Genomic DNA, 15,856 nt, shown 5'->3' on the forward strand with positions numbered 1-15,856 from the left:
CCCATGACCCCGCTCTGCTCGACACAACTCGCCGACATCTTCGCTGTCGCAGGCGTACCGCCCCTGGTCGGGCTGGCTGTGTTGCTGGTCGAAGCCCTGGTCCGAAAAGGCGTTGCCCGATACAGATCGCAGAGCGATGCGATCCGGCTACGCTACGGCAACATCGGCCCTCACCTCCCAGGAGTCGCCGTGCCGTCTCGACCCGACCCCCAGTCGGCCACCGACTGGCCACACGGGACGCTGCTGTCCAGACTCGACCCGGCGACCCGGGCGGACCTGCTCCGACTCGGCGTCCGGCGGCGGGTGGTCGCCGGACAGATCCTGTTGCACGAGGGAGCGCAGGGGTCACATCTGGTGCTGCTCCGGCAGGGTCTGACAAAGGTGACGGCCAGCCACCCGGACGGGCGGAGCACCCTGCTCGCCATCCGGTTCCGGGGCGACCTCGTCGGTGAGATGTCCGCGCTGAACAAGCGGCCACGGTCGGCGACGGTCACCACCTGCGGCCCGGCCGTGGTGAACGTCATCCAACTGCACGAGTTCAAGCCATTCCTGCGCAGTCACCCGGAGGCGGCTCTGGAGGTCGCGGCCATGGTGGCGGACCGGCTCCGCTGGTCCAACCAGCGGCGGGTCGAGTTCACCTCGTACCCGGCGCGGGTGCGGGTGGCCCGGATCATCGCCGAGCTGGCGCGCAGCCACGGACGTCAGGCACCCGACGGGGTGGTCATCGACATCCATCTGACCCAGTCGGAACTCGCCACCGCCTGCGGCGCTTCGGACACCACCATCGAGAAGACCCTTCGTCAGCTCCGCGGGGAAGGAGTCGTGGAGACCGACTACCGACGGATCACCATCCGCGACCTCGCGCGGCTGTGGGAAATCTGCGGCTTCGACCCACTCGACGGCCGTTAACGTCCCGCATCGGGTTCGGACCGGATCCGGAGACCGTGCGGACCGCGGTCGAGCCGACGGATCTGCCAGATCGCCAGCAGCACCAGTACGACGCCGATCCCGGCCCACACCCCGGCCGCGAACCCGGTCGACCGCCGTTCGGAGAGGATCCCCAGCCCGGGGCGGGCCACCGCGATACCGACCCCGGCCAGGCTGGCGACCACCCCGAAGACCAGGGCGCGGACCCGGCGCGAGGTGACCTCGTTGGTGAGCACCTCCAGCACCGTCATGCCGAGCGCATAGCCGAAGCCCATCACCGGCAGGAACAGGAACGGGCCGAGCCACTCCGCCTGGCTGACCGCGACCAGGGTGCCGAGGACGAGCAGGAACGACCCGGTCAGCGCGATCCGGCGGCGCGGCACCGGAACGTACCCGGCGAGCAGGCCGCCGAGCACCGAGGCGGCGGCGAAGGCCGCGTACATCCAGCCGGTGACCTGGGCGGAGAGGCCCAGCTCCAGGGCCAGTGGCTGGAACAGGATCCGGGCGCTCCAGCCGAAGAGCAGCAGCAGCACGCCCAGCCAGACGGCCCGGCGGACCCGCACGTCGGCCACCGCGGCCCGGATGTCGGCGGCCACCGAGGCCAGTGTGGTGGCGACCCGGGATCCGGCGATCTCCGGCAGGGTCAGTGCGAGCAGGAACGCCACCGCGGCCAGGCCGGCGGTGACGGTGAACGGCAGCGTCGGCTCCGTCTTGTAGAGGTAGCCGGCGGCGAGCAGCGAGAGCAGCACCGAGCCGCTGCCGACCGCACGGACCAGTCCGAAGGCCCGGGACGGACTGATCTCCAGCTCGTCCTGTAGGCAGAGTTCGTAGAGGTAGGCGCTGGCCGCCCCGGAGCTGAGCGCCCAGAGTACGGCCCAGAGCACCCACGCGGCGAAGAGCGTCTGCACGGTACGGACCTGTGAGATCGCCGCGAACGTCAGCACCGCACCCCCGGCCAGGGTCAGGTACGCCCGGCGCCGCCCGATCCGGTCCGCGAGCACCCCGACCGGGAACTCGCAGGCGACCGAGACGATCCGGAACACCCCGTCGGCGAGTACCGCGGTGGCCAGCGGGAAGCCGAGGTCCAGCAGGTAGAGCAGCCAGATCGGGAACCAGAACTGGACCTCCAGCAGGAACTGGGTGACGGCGAAGGTACGCACCGCCCGACTGCGCAGCGCCTGCCTCACCCGCTGCGGTCCCGGCGGAAGAACAGGTAGACCAGGACCAGCAGTGCGGAGACCACTCCGGAGGTGACCAGGATGGCGTCGGCCGGTTGCGAGGCGACCCAGGCGACCAGGGACGATCGTCCGAGGTCGTAGGCGGCCATCTCCGGGTCGGTGGCGATCGCCCGGCCGAACTCGGTGACCGCGAGCGCGGTACCGAGGATCGAGGTCATCGCGATGCCGAGCAGGATCAGGTCGGTAAACATCGCCGACCGGGCGGTACGCCGGGCGGCCAGCTCGGCCAGCCGCCGTCCGCACAGTTCGGTCTTGAACAGGACCGGCTGTTCCAGCAGCTTCTCGTAGTCCCAGAAGTCGAGGATCGCGTCCATCTCGACCCGTACGGCCCGCTTGAGGTACTTCGACAGGTCCTGCCGCTCCATGATGATGAGTTCGGCCCGCTGGCTCAGCCGGGTCAGTTGGCCCCGCAGTTGCTCCAACTCCCACCGTGAGCCGGCCGCCGCCGAGTCGGCGAGAATCTTCGACAGCCGCGCGTCGATCCGGTCCAGTACGCCGTAGAACACCTGGGCGTAGCGCAGCGCCTCCCACTGGTCCCGGAACGGGTCGCCGGGCAGCATCCGGCCACCGGCACCGGTCCGGTCCAGGAAGAGGTAGTTCAGCCAGCGGACCAGGTGGTCGAATTCGCCGTCGAGCAGCCGGTCGGCCGGTGGCCGCGGGTCGTCGTCGATGACGACGTCCTTGAGCCAGTGCCGGGTCATCTGCGCGGCACCGGGCGCGGACGGGTCGACCACCAGGCTCCGGGTCACCCAGAGCGCCTCGCCGAACTCCGCCGTCACCGGGTCGTCGGCGACGGTGGCGGGGAGCAGCACCTCCTCGTCCCGGTCCGCGTCGCGCAGCAACGCGAGCACCGGGTCCAGGTAGCGCCGGACGACCTCCCGGGCCGTCTGCTCGCCCAGCTCCACCGCCCGGGCCTGCAACTCGTCGAGCCGGGCCGGCAGCCGTCCGGTGTGCCCGGCCAGCCACGGGTCCACCTCGGCCAGCATCTCCAGCAGCATCAACCCGTGGTCGTAGAGCCGGAAGCTGATCTCCACGAGCCCGGCCCGGAGCGGGTCTCCGGGCTCCTCCGGCAGGTGTTCGGGGCGGAGCCGGCCGGTCAGTACGTGCATGGTCCGCTCGGCGGCGTGCTCGCTGATCGTCCGGTAGAGGTTCAGCGAGCTGCGCGGCCGGGTGTGCCGCAACGCCACCTCCGGCGGCACCCCGGCCGCCGGCAACGCGGCGGCAGCGGGCGAAGCATCCGCCCCCGGCACAGCGACGGCAGCGGGCACGGCAGCCGCCGCCGGCAACGGCGGGGCCAGCCGGGGCAGCAGCGCGTCCAGCTCCGGCTGGCGTTCGGCCCAGAACCGCGCGTGCGCCCCGGGATCCCGCAGCGCCGCTCCGGGTACGGCGTAGAAGTCGACCACCACCGGGGCGAGGATCCGCAACTGGGTCACCGGCCCACCGTCCCCAACCGCAGGGCGCGGGCGTCGACCCGGAGCACCCGCCCCTGCGCCGGCCCGTTCGTCAGTTTCACCTCGACCAGGATCCGGCCGGGTGTCGGGCCGGCCCGGCCGACGAACTCGTCCGGCCAGTGCAGCACCTGCGCCCGGGTGCCCTGCGGGGCGAGCAGGACCAGCACGCCGCGTTCGTCCAGCAGCTCCACCAGCCCGGTGCCGCCGACCGGATCGAGGGCGACCTCCCGCTGCTCCGACGGGCTTAGCCCGGCGACGATCTCGGCGTACTCCTCGCTCCGGCGCAACTGGCCGAGTTCCTGGTTGAACTTCCGCATCACGGCGGCCGCCTCGGTGCTGTCCGCCATCATGAAGTGCAGCCCCTGGACGGAGTGGACCAGCGGGTCGTCGCCCTGGAGGTGGCCGAAGTCGGCGATGTCCCCGGTGAAGTCGGGATCGGCCAGCGCCGCCTGGCCGGGGAGCAGCCCCTCGGCGAGCAGGTCGATCCGGCCCTCGGCCAGTGCCTGGAAGCCCTCCAGTGTGGACTTGAACTCGACGAAGTCGGTGACCGCCGACTCCAGTTCGTCCCAGTAGTCGTACCCGGTGATGCCGCCGACCCGCAGCCGGGCCAGGTCGGCGGCGGCGGAGATCTTCGGCTGGCCGGCCCGGCGGTCGTAGAAGAGCACGTACTCGAAGTCGACGAGCGGGTCCGACAGCAGCAGGTCCGCCCGCCGTGACTCGCTGGCGACCAGCGGGAAGACCCCGACGGTGGCACCGGAGCGGACCTGCTCCTCGGCCAGCGCCCACGAGGTGTACCTGATCTCGGGGCGGTAGCCGGCGCGGTTCAGCACCTCGACCACCAGTTCGGCGACCGGGCCGCCGTCGGGCAACTCCGGGCCGACGAACGGCGCCCAGTCGCCGCTGGCGACCAGCACCGGCCGGGACGGCGAGGTGGGCGACGGGCGCAGCCCGATCGCGATGTACGTCCCGGCGACCGCCACCACCAGCAGCAGGGCGAGCACCGGGCCCCAGATCCGGAGCGGCTTGAGCAGCAGGCTGGACCATCTGGCCGGGTTCGGCGCCACGTTCGATCTTCCTATCCGGACGGTGACCCCTGGGTCGTGCGGCACGGCGTACCCCCGCCGACGTCTTCCGCGAGTCCGTAGGGTACAAGATCCGCGAAACCGGACGAGGCCGCTGTGCGGCGTTCCCGGGGCAGACGGTCGCGGCCGCCGCGCCGGAGCGCGACGGCCGCGATCGACCATCCGGACGGGGTACCGGCGTCAGGCGCCCCGGAGCACCGCACCGAACCGGCGGGCCGCCTCGGCCACCGCCGCGTCCCGGGCGGCCACCGCCTCCTCGCCGGTGAGCGTCCGGTCCGGCGCCCGGAACACCAGCTTGTACGCCAGCGACCTGCGCCCCTGCCCCAGCTGTTCCGAGGAGTAGACGTCGAAGAGCCGGATCGACTCCAGCAGCTCCCCGGCGCCCTCGGCCAGGGCCCGCTGCACCTCGTCGGCCGGCACGGCGGCGTCCAGCACCAGCGCCACGTCGATCAGCGCGGGCGGGTAGCCGGAGATCCGGGGTGCCGGCGTCACCGGTGCGGCCGGCAGGGCGTCCAGGTCGATCTCGAACGCGCTGGCCCGGGCCGGCAGGTCCAGTTCGGACAGTACCGCCGGATGCAGTTCCCCGGCGTGCCCGACCGGCACGTCGTCCACCCGGAACTCGGCGCACCGGCCGGGGTGCCAGGGTGCGTACTCCGCCTGCCGGACCGCCACCCGGTCGCCGGGGATGCCGGCGGCGGCGAGCACGTCCCGGCCCGCCTGCACCGCGTCCGCCCAGCCGGCCTGGCGTCCGGCACCCCACCAGCCGGCCGGCTCCACCTCGCCGGCCAGCACCCCGGCGACCCGCCACGGCTGCTCCGGCAGGACGGCGTCGGCGGCCCGGAACTCCTCGTCGCTCGGCCGGTGCTCCACCCCCATCGCTGGTGGCGGGCCGGTCCGGGGCCGGGGCAGGAAGACCAGGCCGATCTCGTAGAGCGCCACGTCCCGGTGGCCCCGCCCGAGGTTGCGGCGCAGCGTGCCGAGCAGGGTGCCGAGCAGCGTGGTCCGCATCAGCGGCTCGGTGTCGGCCAGCGGGTTGGCCAGCCGCACCGCGTTCCGGCGCGGGTCGTCGGCGGGCAGCCCGAGCCGGTCGAACAGCTCGGCGGAGACGAACGGTGCGGAGAGCACCTCGACGAAGCCGGCCTCGGCGAGGGTACGGCTGACCGAGCGGCGGCGCCGCTGCTCCGGGGTGAGTCCCCGGCCGGGCGGGGCGACCGGCAGCACCGACGGCACCTTTTCGTAGCCGTCCAGCCGGATCACCTCCTCGACCAGGTCCGCCGGGTCGGTGAGGTCCGGCCGCCAGCTCGGCGGGGTGACCACCAGGGTGTCCGGCCCGCTCGCGTGCCGTCCGCCGGGCCCGTTGCCGGTGCCGGCCCGCCCGTTGCCGGCCGCGGTGCGCCCGTCGCCGACCGCTACCGCACAGCCGACCCGCTCCAGCAGCTCGACCGTCCGCCCCGGCGGGTACGCCACCCCGGCGCGCCGGGCCGGCAGGTCCGCGTCGACGACGACCCGGTTCGGCGGGCGGACGTGGTCGACGTCGAGCACCTCGACGCCGGCCGTGCCGCCGCCGTACCTGGTGAGCAGCTCTACCGCCCGCTCCAGGGCGACAAGTGGCAGCGCCGGGTCGACGCCGCGCTCCCAGCGCTTGGCGGCCTCGCTGAACAGCCTGTGCCGGCGGGCGGTCCGGCCGACCATCACCGCCTGCCAGTGCGCCGCCTCGAAGAGCACGTTGACGGTGCTGTCGACGACCTCGCTGGTCTCGCCGCCCATCACGGCGGCGAGCGAGATCGGCACTCCGCCGTCACCGGCCCCGGGCAGGCCGGCGTCGCAGATCACCATGTCCTCCGGGTCCAGCGCCCGGTCGACCCCGTCCAGGGTGGTCAGCCGCTCCCCCGGCACGGCCCGGCGCACGACCAGCTCGCCCCGGAGCGCGTCGGAGTCGAAGGCGTGCATCGGCTGGCCCAGTTCCAGCATCAGGTAGTTGGTGATGTCGACCGGCAGCGAGATGGTCCGGATGCCGGCGTGGGTGAGCCGCTGCCGCATCCAGGCCGGCGACTCGGCGGCCGGGTCGACGCCCCGGACCACCCGGGCGGCGAACCGGTCGCAGCCGACGGTGTCCAGCACCCGGACCGGGTACGCCGGCTCCGGCGTCGCCCCGGGCGCCGGTGCCAGCCCCGGGTCCCGGAACGGCACCTCGAAGGCGTGCGACAGCTCCCGGGCCAGGCCGCGTACGGACATCGCGTACCCCCGGTCCGGGGTGATCTCGACCTCGACGACCACGTCGTCGAGCCCGACCACCGGCCGCGCGTCGTCGCCGGGCTTGGCCGGCACGTCCTCGGGCAGCACCAGGATGCCCGCGTGGTCGTCGCCGATGCCCAGTTCCCGGACCGAGCAGATCATGCCGTTGGAGTTGCGCCCGTACGTCTTCCGGGCGCCGATCGAGAACCCGCCGGGCAGTACGCCGCCGGGCAGGATCACCACCACCCGGTCACCGGCGGCGAAGTTCGTCGCACCACAGACGATCTCCTGCGGCTCGCCGGTGCCGTTGGCGGCGCCGACGTCGACCCGGCAGAACCGGATCGGCTTCTTGAATCCGGTCAGCTCCTCGATCTCGAGCACCTCGCCGACCACGAGCGGGCCGGTGACGGTGCCGCGCAGGTCCACGATGGACTCGACCTCGATGCCGAGGCTGACCAGGGCCTGCTCCAGCTCGTCGGGGCCCAGCTCGGCCGGCAGTTCGACGTGCTCGCGCAGCCAGGAAACAGGAATTCGCATGACTCAGACCACCGCATCCGTCGCGTCGTCGGGCACTACCACGTCGTTGGCCACCGGGATCACACCTCGACCCCGAACGCGCGGCTGAACCGCACGTCGCCCTCGGCCATGTCCCGCATGTCCCCGATGCCGTGCCGGAACATCAGGGTGCGCTCGATGCCCATCCCGAAGGCGAATCCGGAGTAGACGTCCGGGTCGATGCCGCAGGCCCGCAGCACCCGGGGGTTGACCATGCCGCAACCGCCCCACTCGACCCAGCGCGGGCCGTCCCGGTGCTGGGCGAACCAGACGTCGAACTCGCCGCTGGGTTCGGTGAACGGGAAGTAGTGCGGGCGCCACCTCGTCCGCGCCTCGGCCCCGAACATCGCCTTCGCCAGGTGGTCCAGGGTGCCCCGCAGGTGCGCCATGGTGATCCCCTCGTCCACCACCAGCCCTTCGACCTGGTGGAAGACCGGGCTGTGCGTGGCGTCCAGCTCGTCGGTCCGGTAGACCCGGCCGGGGCAGACGATGTAGATCGGGGGCTTGCGGGCCAGCATGGTGCGGGCCTGCACCGGCGAGGTGTGGGTGCGCAGCACCAGTCCCGGCAGGTCCAGGTGGAACGTGTCCATGGTGCCCCGGGCCGGGTGGTCCGGCGGGATGTTCAGGGCGTCGAAGTTGGTCCACTCCAGTTCGATCTCGGGCCCTTCGGCGATCTCGTAGCCCATCCCGACGAAGAGGTCGCCGATCCGCTCGGAGAGCGTGCTGATCGGGTGCCGGGCGCCGCGCGGCCGCCGGTCGTAGGGCAGGGTGACGTCCACCCGCTCCTCGGCGAGGATCCGCTCCGCCTGTGCCGCCTGGACGACTGCCAGCCGGTCGGCGTAGGCGGCCTCGATGGACCGGCGGGCCTCGTTGACCCGCTTGCCGGCGTCGGACTTCGCCGCCGGTGGCAGCGCGCCGATCTCCCGGCGGGCCAGCGACACCGGGGCCCGGTCGCCGAGGTGCACCCGGCGCAGCTCGGCCAGCCCGTCGGGGTCGGCGGCGGCGTCGAACGCGGCCGTCGCGTCGGCCACCGCCGCCGCCAGCGCCTCCGGGTCGAGCAGGGCGACCTGTTTCGGATCGTACGGGTCGTTGCGATACGTCATGACGTGCTGCTACTCCCTCTGCGTCGCGGGCGGTGGTCCCGCTGTCTCCACGTCGAATGTCCCCGGTGCGCCACGCGGCACGCCCACTGTCGGACACCGGACCGCTCCGCCGGACGGCGGTACGGCGCGTCGACTCTTCCCCGGCAGGTCCGTCGCCGCCGCGAGGTGACCGGCGGCGGGCCGGCACCGTGCGGTCGAGGTCGGAAGAGGTTCCGGTGGCGGGCGCCGTTGCGGCGGCTCGCGGAGAGTCTACGGACGGGCGGCTGGGCCGCAGCCCGCCGGTGGGAGGGTACGCAGGGAGGGAAAGGGGTCAGCCCTGCCGCCCGCCGGGACCGGCGGGCTGGCTAAACGAGCGGCGTCGCGGATCGCGGACGCGCCGCCTGGCGGACTCGGTCATCAGGTCGACAACTCCCTGGTCGGTTCTGCTGCCCCGGGACCCATTATGCGCTCTCCGGCGTGGAACGGGTGGACCCGGGCCGCAGGGCTCTGGCCGAAGCGTACAGGCAGACCGCGGCGGCGGCAGCCAGGTTAAGGCTCTCGGCCCGGCCGTGCAGCGGCACGCGTACCCGGGCGTCGGCGGCCTCGGCCAGCTCCGCCGGCAGGCCGTGTGCCTCGGAGCCGAACAGCCAGGCGGTGGGCCGGGCCAGCCCGCCGGAGTCGGCGAGGTCGTCGAGGTCGGTCTCGCCGTAGCCGGAGGCGGCCAGCACGGTCAGTCCGGCCGCCCGCAGCCGGGCCAGCACCTCCGCCGGGTCGGGTGCCCGGACCAGGTCGACGTGGAAGAGGCTGCCGGCCGAGGCGCGCACGCACTTGCCGTTGTACGGGTCGACCGCGTCCCCGGCAAAGACCACCGCACCCGCCCCGGCGGCGTCGGCGGTGCGCAGCACGGTGCCGGCGTTGCCCGGGTCGCGGATCTCGGCGAGCGTGGCGACGAGCCGGGGCCGCCGGTCCAGCGCGGTGCCGATCGGCACGTCGAGCCGGGCGCAGACGGCGACGATGCCCTGCGGGGCGACGGTTTCGGTGAGGGCCGCGAGCGCGTCGTCGGTCACCGGGGAGACCGGCACGTCGGCCCGGGCGGCGATGCCGGCAAGCTCGGCGTACCTGTCGAGCCCGGCCGGGGTGCCGAAGAGTTCGACCACCACGCCCGGCACGGCCAGCGCCTCCCGGACCGCCTGCGGCCCCTCGGCCAGGAACCGGCCGGTGGTGTCGCGGTCCCGGCGCCGGTGCAGGCGCCGGGCCGCGACGATCCTCGGGGTGCGTGGCGTGAACAGCCCCTGCTCCGCTCCCCGGACATGGTCAAGGCGCCCCACCTGCGGATTAACCGACATGCGGGACGCCTCGATCGGGTGTCGCGGGGTGGTCAGGCGGCCTGGGCCGACGCGCCACCGGTGCCCTCGGCCGCCACGGCGGCGCGGGCGACCTCGACGATCGCCGCGAAGGCGGTCGGGTCGTTGACGGCGAGGTCGGCCAGGATCTTGCGGTCGACCTCGACGCCGGACAGCTTCAGCCCCTGGATGAGCCGGTTGTAGGTCATCCCGTTGGCGCGGGCCGCCGCGTTGATCCGGGTGATCCACAGCTGCCGGAAGTCGCCCTTGCGGTCGCGCCGGTCCCGGTAGGCGTACTGCATCGAGTGCAGCACCTGCTCCTTGGCCTTGCGGTAGAGCCGGGACCGCTGGCCGCGGTAGCCGCTGGCGGTCTCCAGGACCGTACGGCGCTTCTTCTGGGCATTCACTGACCGCTTGACGCGTGCCATCTCAACTGCTCCTTAGGGTCAAGAGGCGCGCGTCAGCGGCCCAGCAACTTCTTGATTCGCTTGAAATCGGCCTTGGCCACCTCGACGGTGCCGGTGAGCCGGCGGGTCCGGGTGGAGGGCTTCTTCTCCAGGTTGTGCCGGAGGCCGGCCTGCTGGGCGACGATCTTGCCCTTGCCGGTCACCTTGACCCGCTTGCCCATCCCGGTGTGGCTCTTCATCTTCGGCATCTTGGTGCGTCTCTCCCCTGTTACTCGCCGGTGGTTCCGGCGGGTCCGGCCGGGCCGGGCGCCGCCTCGGCGACCGGCGGTGCCTCGGCGGCACCGGCCTCCCGCTCGCGCGGCGAGCCAGCCCTGGCTGCCGTGGCGGCGGCCTTGGTGGCCCGGTGCGGAGCCAGGACCATGATCATGTTGCGACCGTCCTGCTTCGGAGCGGCCTCGACGTACCCCAGTTCCGAGATCTCGGATTCGAGCCGGCGCAGGAGCCGGTAGCCCAGCTCCGGTCGGCTCTGCTCGCGACCGCGGAACATGATCGTCACCTTGACCTTGTCGCCCGCCTTGAGGAACCGCACCACGTGACCCTTCTTGGTCTCGTAGTCGTGCGGATCGATCTTCGGACGAAGCTTCATCTCCTTGATGACGGTCTGTTGCTGGTTACGCCTGGCTTCGCGCGCCTTCAGTGCGGACTCGTATTTGTACTTACCGAAGTCCATGAGCTTGCACACCGGCGGGCGCGCCATCGGCGCAACCTCGACCAGGTCCAGGTCGACGTCCGCGGCCAGCTGCAGGGCTCGCTCCAGCGGGACAATGCCCACCTGCTCGCCCTCAGGGCCGACCAGTCGGACCTCACGTGCCCGGATCTGCTCGTTCACGCGTGGCTCGACGCTGATGGGGCCTCCTCGTGGTGATCCTCACCGGCCGCGCGTCAGCGGTGGCCGGTCCTAACGTCTGCGACCCAAAGCAGAAGGCCCCGGCGCATGCCGGGGCCCGCTCGACCGGTCATCGGCGATCAACGATCGCGCTCCGGATCGGCTGGGCCGAACCGGTTGACCGGACCCGGCCACCGGAGACGGCGACACGGGTGGGAGCAGGCGCTCCGCTTCTTGACCGTCCCGCACCGGCTGGAGATCCAGCACAGCGAGGACAGTGGTCGACCAGAGAAGACTAGCAGGTCAGCCCGCAGGATGCCAAAACGGGCACGCCGGGGCGGTGGTGGTCACTCCGCCGGCTGCGGTGTGGCGGGGCGGGGCTGCTGGTGTGCGGCGTGCAGGGCGCGCAGTCCGCGTACCCCGTCGACGGCCAGCTCCCGGTCCACCGCCTGGAGGGCCAGCACCGGCACCAGCTCGTCGTCGTGCAGTTCCAGGCTGGCCCAGGCCGAACTCCGGTCGAACCGGACCGCCCGGACCACCTCCCAGGGCACGTCGTAGCCCCGGAAGACGTTGCGGACCCGCACCCCCCGGGCGTCCGCCTCGACCCGGGGGCGGGTGAAGAGCAGCACCACGAAGGCACCCAGCACGCCGAGCCCGGCCATCGCGAGCTGGTCGCCACGCTGGAAGGTCGCCGCACCGGCCCCGGTCGAGCCGCGCAGCCCGATGCTCAGCAGGGCGAACATGACCACCAGCGCGGGAGCCAGGATCCAGCAGACCACCCGGATGCGTCGCGGACGCACGGAGACGGTGCCGGGATCGCGGGCGACGGCGGATTCGGTCACGCCGTCCAGTCTGCCATCCGGCACCCGCCGGACCGCCGCCAGCCCGACTTCGCCCAGACGCGGACGGTTCAGGTGGCTGCCGGAGTGCCCCGGGTGGCCCGGCCGGAGACGAGCACCGCGAGCAGGGTCAGCAGCGCGCCGACGAGTACCGGCAGGCTCGCTCCGGGGCCACCCGGGCGCAGGTCGAGCAGGAGCGCTCCGCCCAGCTGCCCGGCGACCAGGGCCAGACCGGTCCGGAGCAGCCCCATCGCGCGGATACCGACCAGCAGCGCGACGGTGATCGTGACGCCGAGCAGGCCGCCGGTGTAGAGATACCACTCGCTCGGCCAGTCGACGGTGCCGAGCTGGGCGAGCGCGCCGATCACCGCCGCCACCGGCAGCATCGCTGCGCTGCTGACCGCGAAGTTGACCGCCGTCGCGGTGGCCGGGTTGGCGACCGTGGAGATCCGGCCGTTCAACGCGCCCTGCACGGCGACGAGGATCCCGCAGACGACACCGAGCAGCAGCAGCCCGAGCGCCAGGTCACCGACCGGCCGGCCGAGCTGGGCCAGCGCCACCGCCGCGATGCCGAGCAGCGCGCCGGCCACCCGGGGCCGGGTCAGCCGCATCCGCCCGGCCGGAGCGAGCCGGGTCCGGTCGACCAACAGGCCGCCGCCGCTGTTCCCGGCCACCTGGGCGATCGTGTAGACCGCCACCCCGAGCACCGGGATGACGTACGTCGCGGCGACGATGAAGAACGCCCCGCAGAGCCCGCCGAGGTACGTCCACCACGGCAGTCGGCTCCGGCGCAGCACCCGCAGACCGGACCGCATCGACGGCAGCGCGAGCAGGCCGAGCAGGACCAGCGCCACACCACCGGCGTTGTTCACCAGTGCCCCGATGATCGGGTTGCCGGTCCGCTCGCCGATCTCCGCGTTGGCCAGGCTCTGCGCCGCCGATCCGACCCCGGCCAGTACGGTCAGCCCGATCGCGGCCCAGCCCGGCAGCACCTTCACCAGCGACACCCCGTCCAGTCGACCCGGCGCGGTGCGACCGCCGGCGACCGGGCGACCGCCGACCGGCCGGGCGGCACAGCGCCGGCCCACAGGGCCGCGGCCCAGCCTCACAGCCGACGACTGCCGCTGTCTGTGATCGAGATCGCTCGACCGACGTGATCTGGGCAGCAGCGCTCCGGTGACTGCCGTCGTTGATCCCCAGGTCCCGAGCGACCTGCGCGGTCGGCTTGCCGGTCTCCCGGACGATCCGCACGGCGCCCTCGCGGAACTCCCGGTCGAACCGCCTCCTCTTCTCAGCCATGACCATCTATCCCTCAGGTCCGGCCTGCATGCTGTCGGGGGGACCTCAAGGTCGGCTCGGACACGACCGGGTTCATGAATCGCGGGGCCCACCAGTTCGCTTCGCCGAGCAGTCGCATGAGGGACGGCAGGACGACCGCGCGGATGATGGTGGCGTCGATCAGAATCGCGGCGGCGAGTCCCACGCCGAGTTGTTTGAACTCGACGATCGACAGCGTGGCGAAGATGCAGAAGACGGCGACCATGATGATCGCGGCGCTGCTGACCGTGGACGCGGATGAGACGATGCCCTGCTCGATCGCCTGCCGGGTCGGTACGCCGTGCTGGACAGCCTCGCGGATGCGGCTCACGACGAACACGTGGTAGTCCATCGAGAGTCCGAAGAGGATGACGAACAGCATCAGCGGTAGCCAGGACACGACCGCGCCGTTGGAGGTGAACCCGAGCAGATCTTCAGCCCAGGTGTGCTGGAACACCAGTACCAGATGGCCGTACGAGGCGGCCACGGAGATTGTGTTGAGCAAGATCGAGGTCAACGCCACCACCACAGACCGGAACGTGACGAGCATGATCAGAAAGGCCATGCCGAGCACGAACGCGACGACCGGCGGCAGCGCCGACGCCATGCGGTCGCGGAAGTCGGCATCGCTCGCGGTACGGCCGGCCACCGCCCACTCCGTGTTCGGAACCGTGCCGACCGTCTGCGGCAGCAGTAAGGTGCGCAACCGGTGCAGCGACTGGGTCGCCTCGCTGCTGTCGCTGGCGCCCGCTACGCGGACGGTGGCCAGGAAGACCGTGCCGTCGGCGGACCTGCGCGCCGTCGGGGGGCGGTCCTGGGCAAACCGGCTGTCCCCCTTGATCCGCGCGGCCAGCGCCGCGATCTCGCGCTGGACAGCTGGTCCGCCCGCGGCGTCGGTGCGGATCGCGATGACGTGGCTGGTGCCCAGGTCGTTGCTCGGGAACGCCTGCGCCAGGTGATCGTAGGTGCGCAGGATCGGAATCGAGCGGGGCAGGTCGGTGGCGGTCGGCCGCTTGAGGTTCATGTCCAGCGCCGGGATGGCGACGGCGACCAGGACGCCGACGGAGATCACGAACGTCGCCAGCGGCGCGCGCAGCGCCGGGCGCAGGACCGCCGCCCAGAAGCGGCTACGCTCCGCCCTTTGCATTCGCCGACCGAGGAAGGGCACTCGTGGCCGGTCCACCCAGCGTCCGAGGGCGACCAGAATCGCGGGCAGGACGGTGAGGGACCCGATCACCGCCACCCCGACGACCAGGATCGAGCCGGTGGCCATCGAGCTGAACGTGTTGTCGCCGACCAGGAACAGGCTTGCCATGGCGGTCACGACGGCGACGCCGGAGACAAGTACCGCGTGCCCCGAGGTGGCGGCGGCGATCTCGACCGCGCTGCGATGGTCGAGCCCGCGTGCTCGTTCCTCCCGCTCCCGGCGCAGGTAGAACAGCGAGTAGTCGACGCCGACCGCCATGCCGATGAGCAGGATGATGCTGCTGACCAGTTCCCCGGCCGGGAAGATGTGTGAGGCGAACTGTGCCAGCCCGATGGCACCGGCAACGGCCGACAACGCCAGCACGACGGGCACTCCGGCGGCGATCAACGCGCCGAAGCTGATCAGCAGGATCACCAGCGCGACCGGCACGCTGATCAGCTCCGCCTTGACGAAATCCGCCGCCAGCGTCTCGGTCAGCGCCTTCGCCAGGGACGCCGACCCCACCTGTTCCACCAACAGGTCGGGATACCGCTGCTGCGCCTGTGTGGTGACCTCCAGCAAAGGTCCCACTCGTGCGTCAGCGTCGTTCGCCGAACCGGCCATCTCGACCTCAACCAGCAAGGCGCCGCGGTCCAGCGAGACAACCGGGTCAGCCACCTTCGCCACTTGGGACAACGCACGCATCTGCGCCGACAGGTCGGCCACCACGGCCTGAGCCCGTTGGACATCGAGATCGCCGCTCCGCTCCGTGATCAGGACGCTCTCCGCTGCCGGGGCCTCCGGGAACGCGCCGGCCTGCTCGATGCGGTCCGCGCGGGCCAGTTCCCCGTGCAGGCTGTCCTGCGTGGTGGCTTTCACCGTGCCGACCAGGCTGCCACCGACCACGCTGGCGACCACGAAACACAGCCATGCGGTGATCGCGAGCCAGGGATGATTGGCACTCCATCGGCCGACCCGCGTCGTGAATGGCACGCGGACGGCATGCCGCCGCCGCCCCGCCGGTGCTTGGGTCTCGGCTCCCGGCATCACCGGCCGTCCTCCGGCTGCCGCGGGGTTCCGTACGCGACGCCGCGTACGGCGCGAGCCGAGTTACCGACCCCGGAGTGCCCGTACGGCTCGACGAGTGTGCCCACACCGAGCCGTTCCATCAGAATGGTCACCAATCCGACCAGGCCGCCCTGGGGCGGGTCAGACTCCTTCACCAATAGACCAGCGCGCATCGGCACGTGCCACAAACGGATCATGCTGAGGACGTTATGAACCCACCACGGCCCGGACCATGAGGTC

The 15,856-nt window shown here is 72.3% G+C and carries 14 protein-coding genes; 1 reads left to right on the top strand and 13 read right to left on the bottom strand.

The window, feature by feature from the left end; translation table 11 throughout:
- Window positions 1-189 precede the first annotated feature (189 nt).
- Complete coding sequence (locus O7626_RS19810) at window positions 190-909, top strand: Crp/Fnr family transcriptional regulator (protein WP_278062651.1); 720 nt, start codon at window positions 190-192, stop codon at window positions 907-909.
- Here the strand turns inward: O7626_RS19810 and O7626_RS19815 are convergent.
- From O7626_RS19815 to O7626_RS19875, 13 genes are all read right to left on the bottom strand, one after another.
- On the bottom strand, window positions 906-2,114 hold the full coding sequence (locus tag O7626_RS19815) for an MFS transporter (RefSeq protein WP_278062652.1): 1,209 nt from the start codon (window positions 2,112-2,114) through the stop codon (window positions 906-908). The genes O7626_RS19810 and O7626_RS19815 overlap by 4 nt on opposite strands.
- A complete protein-coding gene (locus tag O7626_RS19820; protein WP_278062653.1) occupies window positions 2,111-3,598 on the bottom strand; it encodes a hypothetical protein in 1,488 nt (495 codons plus the stop codon). Before O7626_RS19820 ends, O7626_RS19815 begins: the two co-directional genes overlap by 4 nt.
- Window positions 3,595-4,680, bottom strand: a complete 1,086-nt coding sequence (locus tag O7626_RS19825) for a transporter substrate-binding domain-containing protein (RefSeq protein WP_278062654.1) — start codon at window positions 4,678-4,680, stop codon at window positions 3,595-3,597. Before O7626_RS19825 ends, O7626_RS19820 begins: the two co-directional genes overlap by 4 nt.
- 198 nt (window positions 4,681-4,878) lie before the next feature.
- The gene (locus O7626_RS19830; protein WP_278062655.1) at window positions 4,879-7,470 is read right to left on the bottom strand and encodes a phenylalanine--tRNA ligase subunit beta; all 2,592 of its coding nucleotides are present in this window, start codon (window positions 7,468-7,470) and stop codon (window positions 4,879-4,881) included.
- Window positions 7,471-7,529: 59 nt separating this feature from the next.
- On the bottom strand, window positions 7,530-8,591 hold the full coding sequence (locus O7626_RS19835; RefSeq protein WP_278062656.1) for a phenylalanine--tRNA ligase subunit alpha: 1,062 nt from the start codon (window positions 8,589-8,591) through the stop codon (window positions 7,530-7,532).
- 440 nt (window positions 8,592-9,031) lie between these two features.
- A complete protein-coding gene (locus tag O7626_RS19840; RefSeq protein ID WP_278062657.1) occupies window positions 9,032-9,916 on the bottom strand; it encodes an RNA methyltransferase in 885 nt (294 codons plus the stop codon).
- Between the two features lie 32 nt (window positions 9,917-9,948).
- Entirely contained in the window at window positions 9,949-10,341 is a 393-nt protein-coding gene (gene rplT / locus O7626_RS19845; RefSeq protein ID WP_203860006.1) for a 50S ribosomal protein L20, read from the bottom strand.
- Window positions 10,342-10,373: 32 nt separating this feature from the next.
- Window positions 10,374-10,568, bottom strand: coding sequence for a 50S ribosomal protein L35 (rpmI, locus tag O7626_RS19850; protein WP_203860005.1), 195 nt, complete (start codon window positions 10,566-10,568; stop codon window positions 10,374-10,376).
- 20 nt (window positions 10,569-10,588) lie between these two features.
- Entirely contained in the window at window positions 10,589-11,209 is a 621-nt protein-coding gene (gene infC / locus O7626_RS19855; RefSeq protein ID WP_278062658.1) for a translation initiation factor IF-3, read from the bottom strand.
- Window positions 11,210-11,553: 344 nt separating this feature from the next.
- Entirely contained in the window at window positions 11,554-12,048 is a 495-nt protein-coding gene (locus O7626_RS19860; protein ID WP_278062659.1) for a PH domain-containing protein, read from the bottom strand.
- Between the two features lie 68 nt (window positions 12,049-12,116).
- Complete coding sequence (locus O7626_RS19865) at window positions 12,117-13,043, bottom strand: DMT family transporter (RefSeq protein ID WP_278062660.1); 927 nt, start codon at window positions 13,041-13,043, stop codon at window positions 12,117-12,119.
- Between the two features lie 314 nt (window positions 13,044-13,357).
- On the bottom strand, window positions 13,358-15,595 hold the full coding sequence (locus O7626_RS19870; protein ID WP_278066218.1) for an MMPL family transporter: 2,238 nt from the start codon (window positions 15,593-15,595) through the stop codon (window positions 13,358-13,360).
- Window positions 15,595-15,813 carry a hypothetical protein gene (locus tag O7626_RS19875; protein WP_278062661.1) on the bottom strand — a complete coding sequence of 73 codons (219 nt, stop codon included), beginning with the start codon at window positions 15,811-15,813 and terminating at the stop codon, window positions 15,595-15,597. The genes O7626_RS19870 and O7626_RS19875 overlap by 1 nt, the downstream gene beginning before the upstream one ends.
- Window positions 15,814-15,856 lie beyond the last annotated feature (43 nt).

This window comes from Micromonospora sp. WMMD1102 (genome assembly GCF_029626265.1).
In the GTDB taxonomy this organism is placed as follows: Bacteria; Actinomycetota; Actinomycetes; order Mycobacteriales; family Micromonosporaceae; genus Plantactinospora.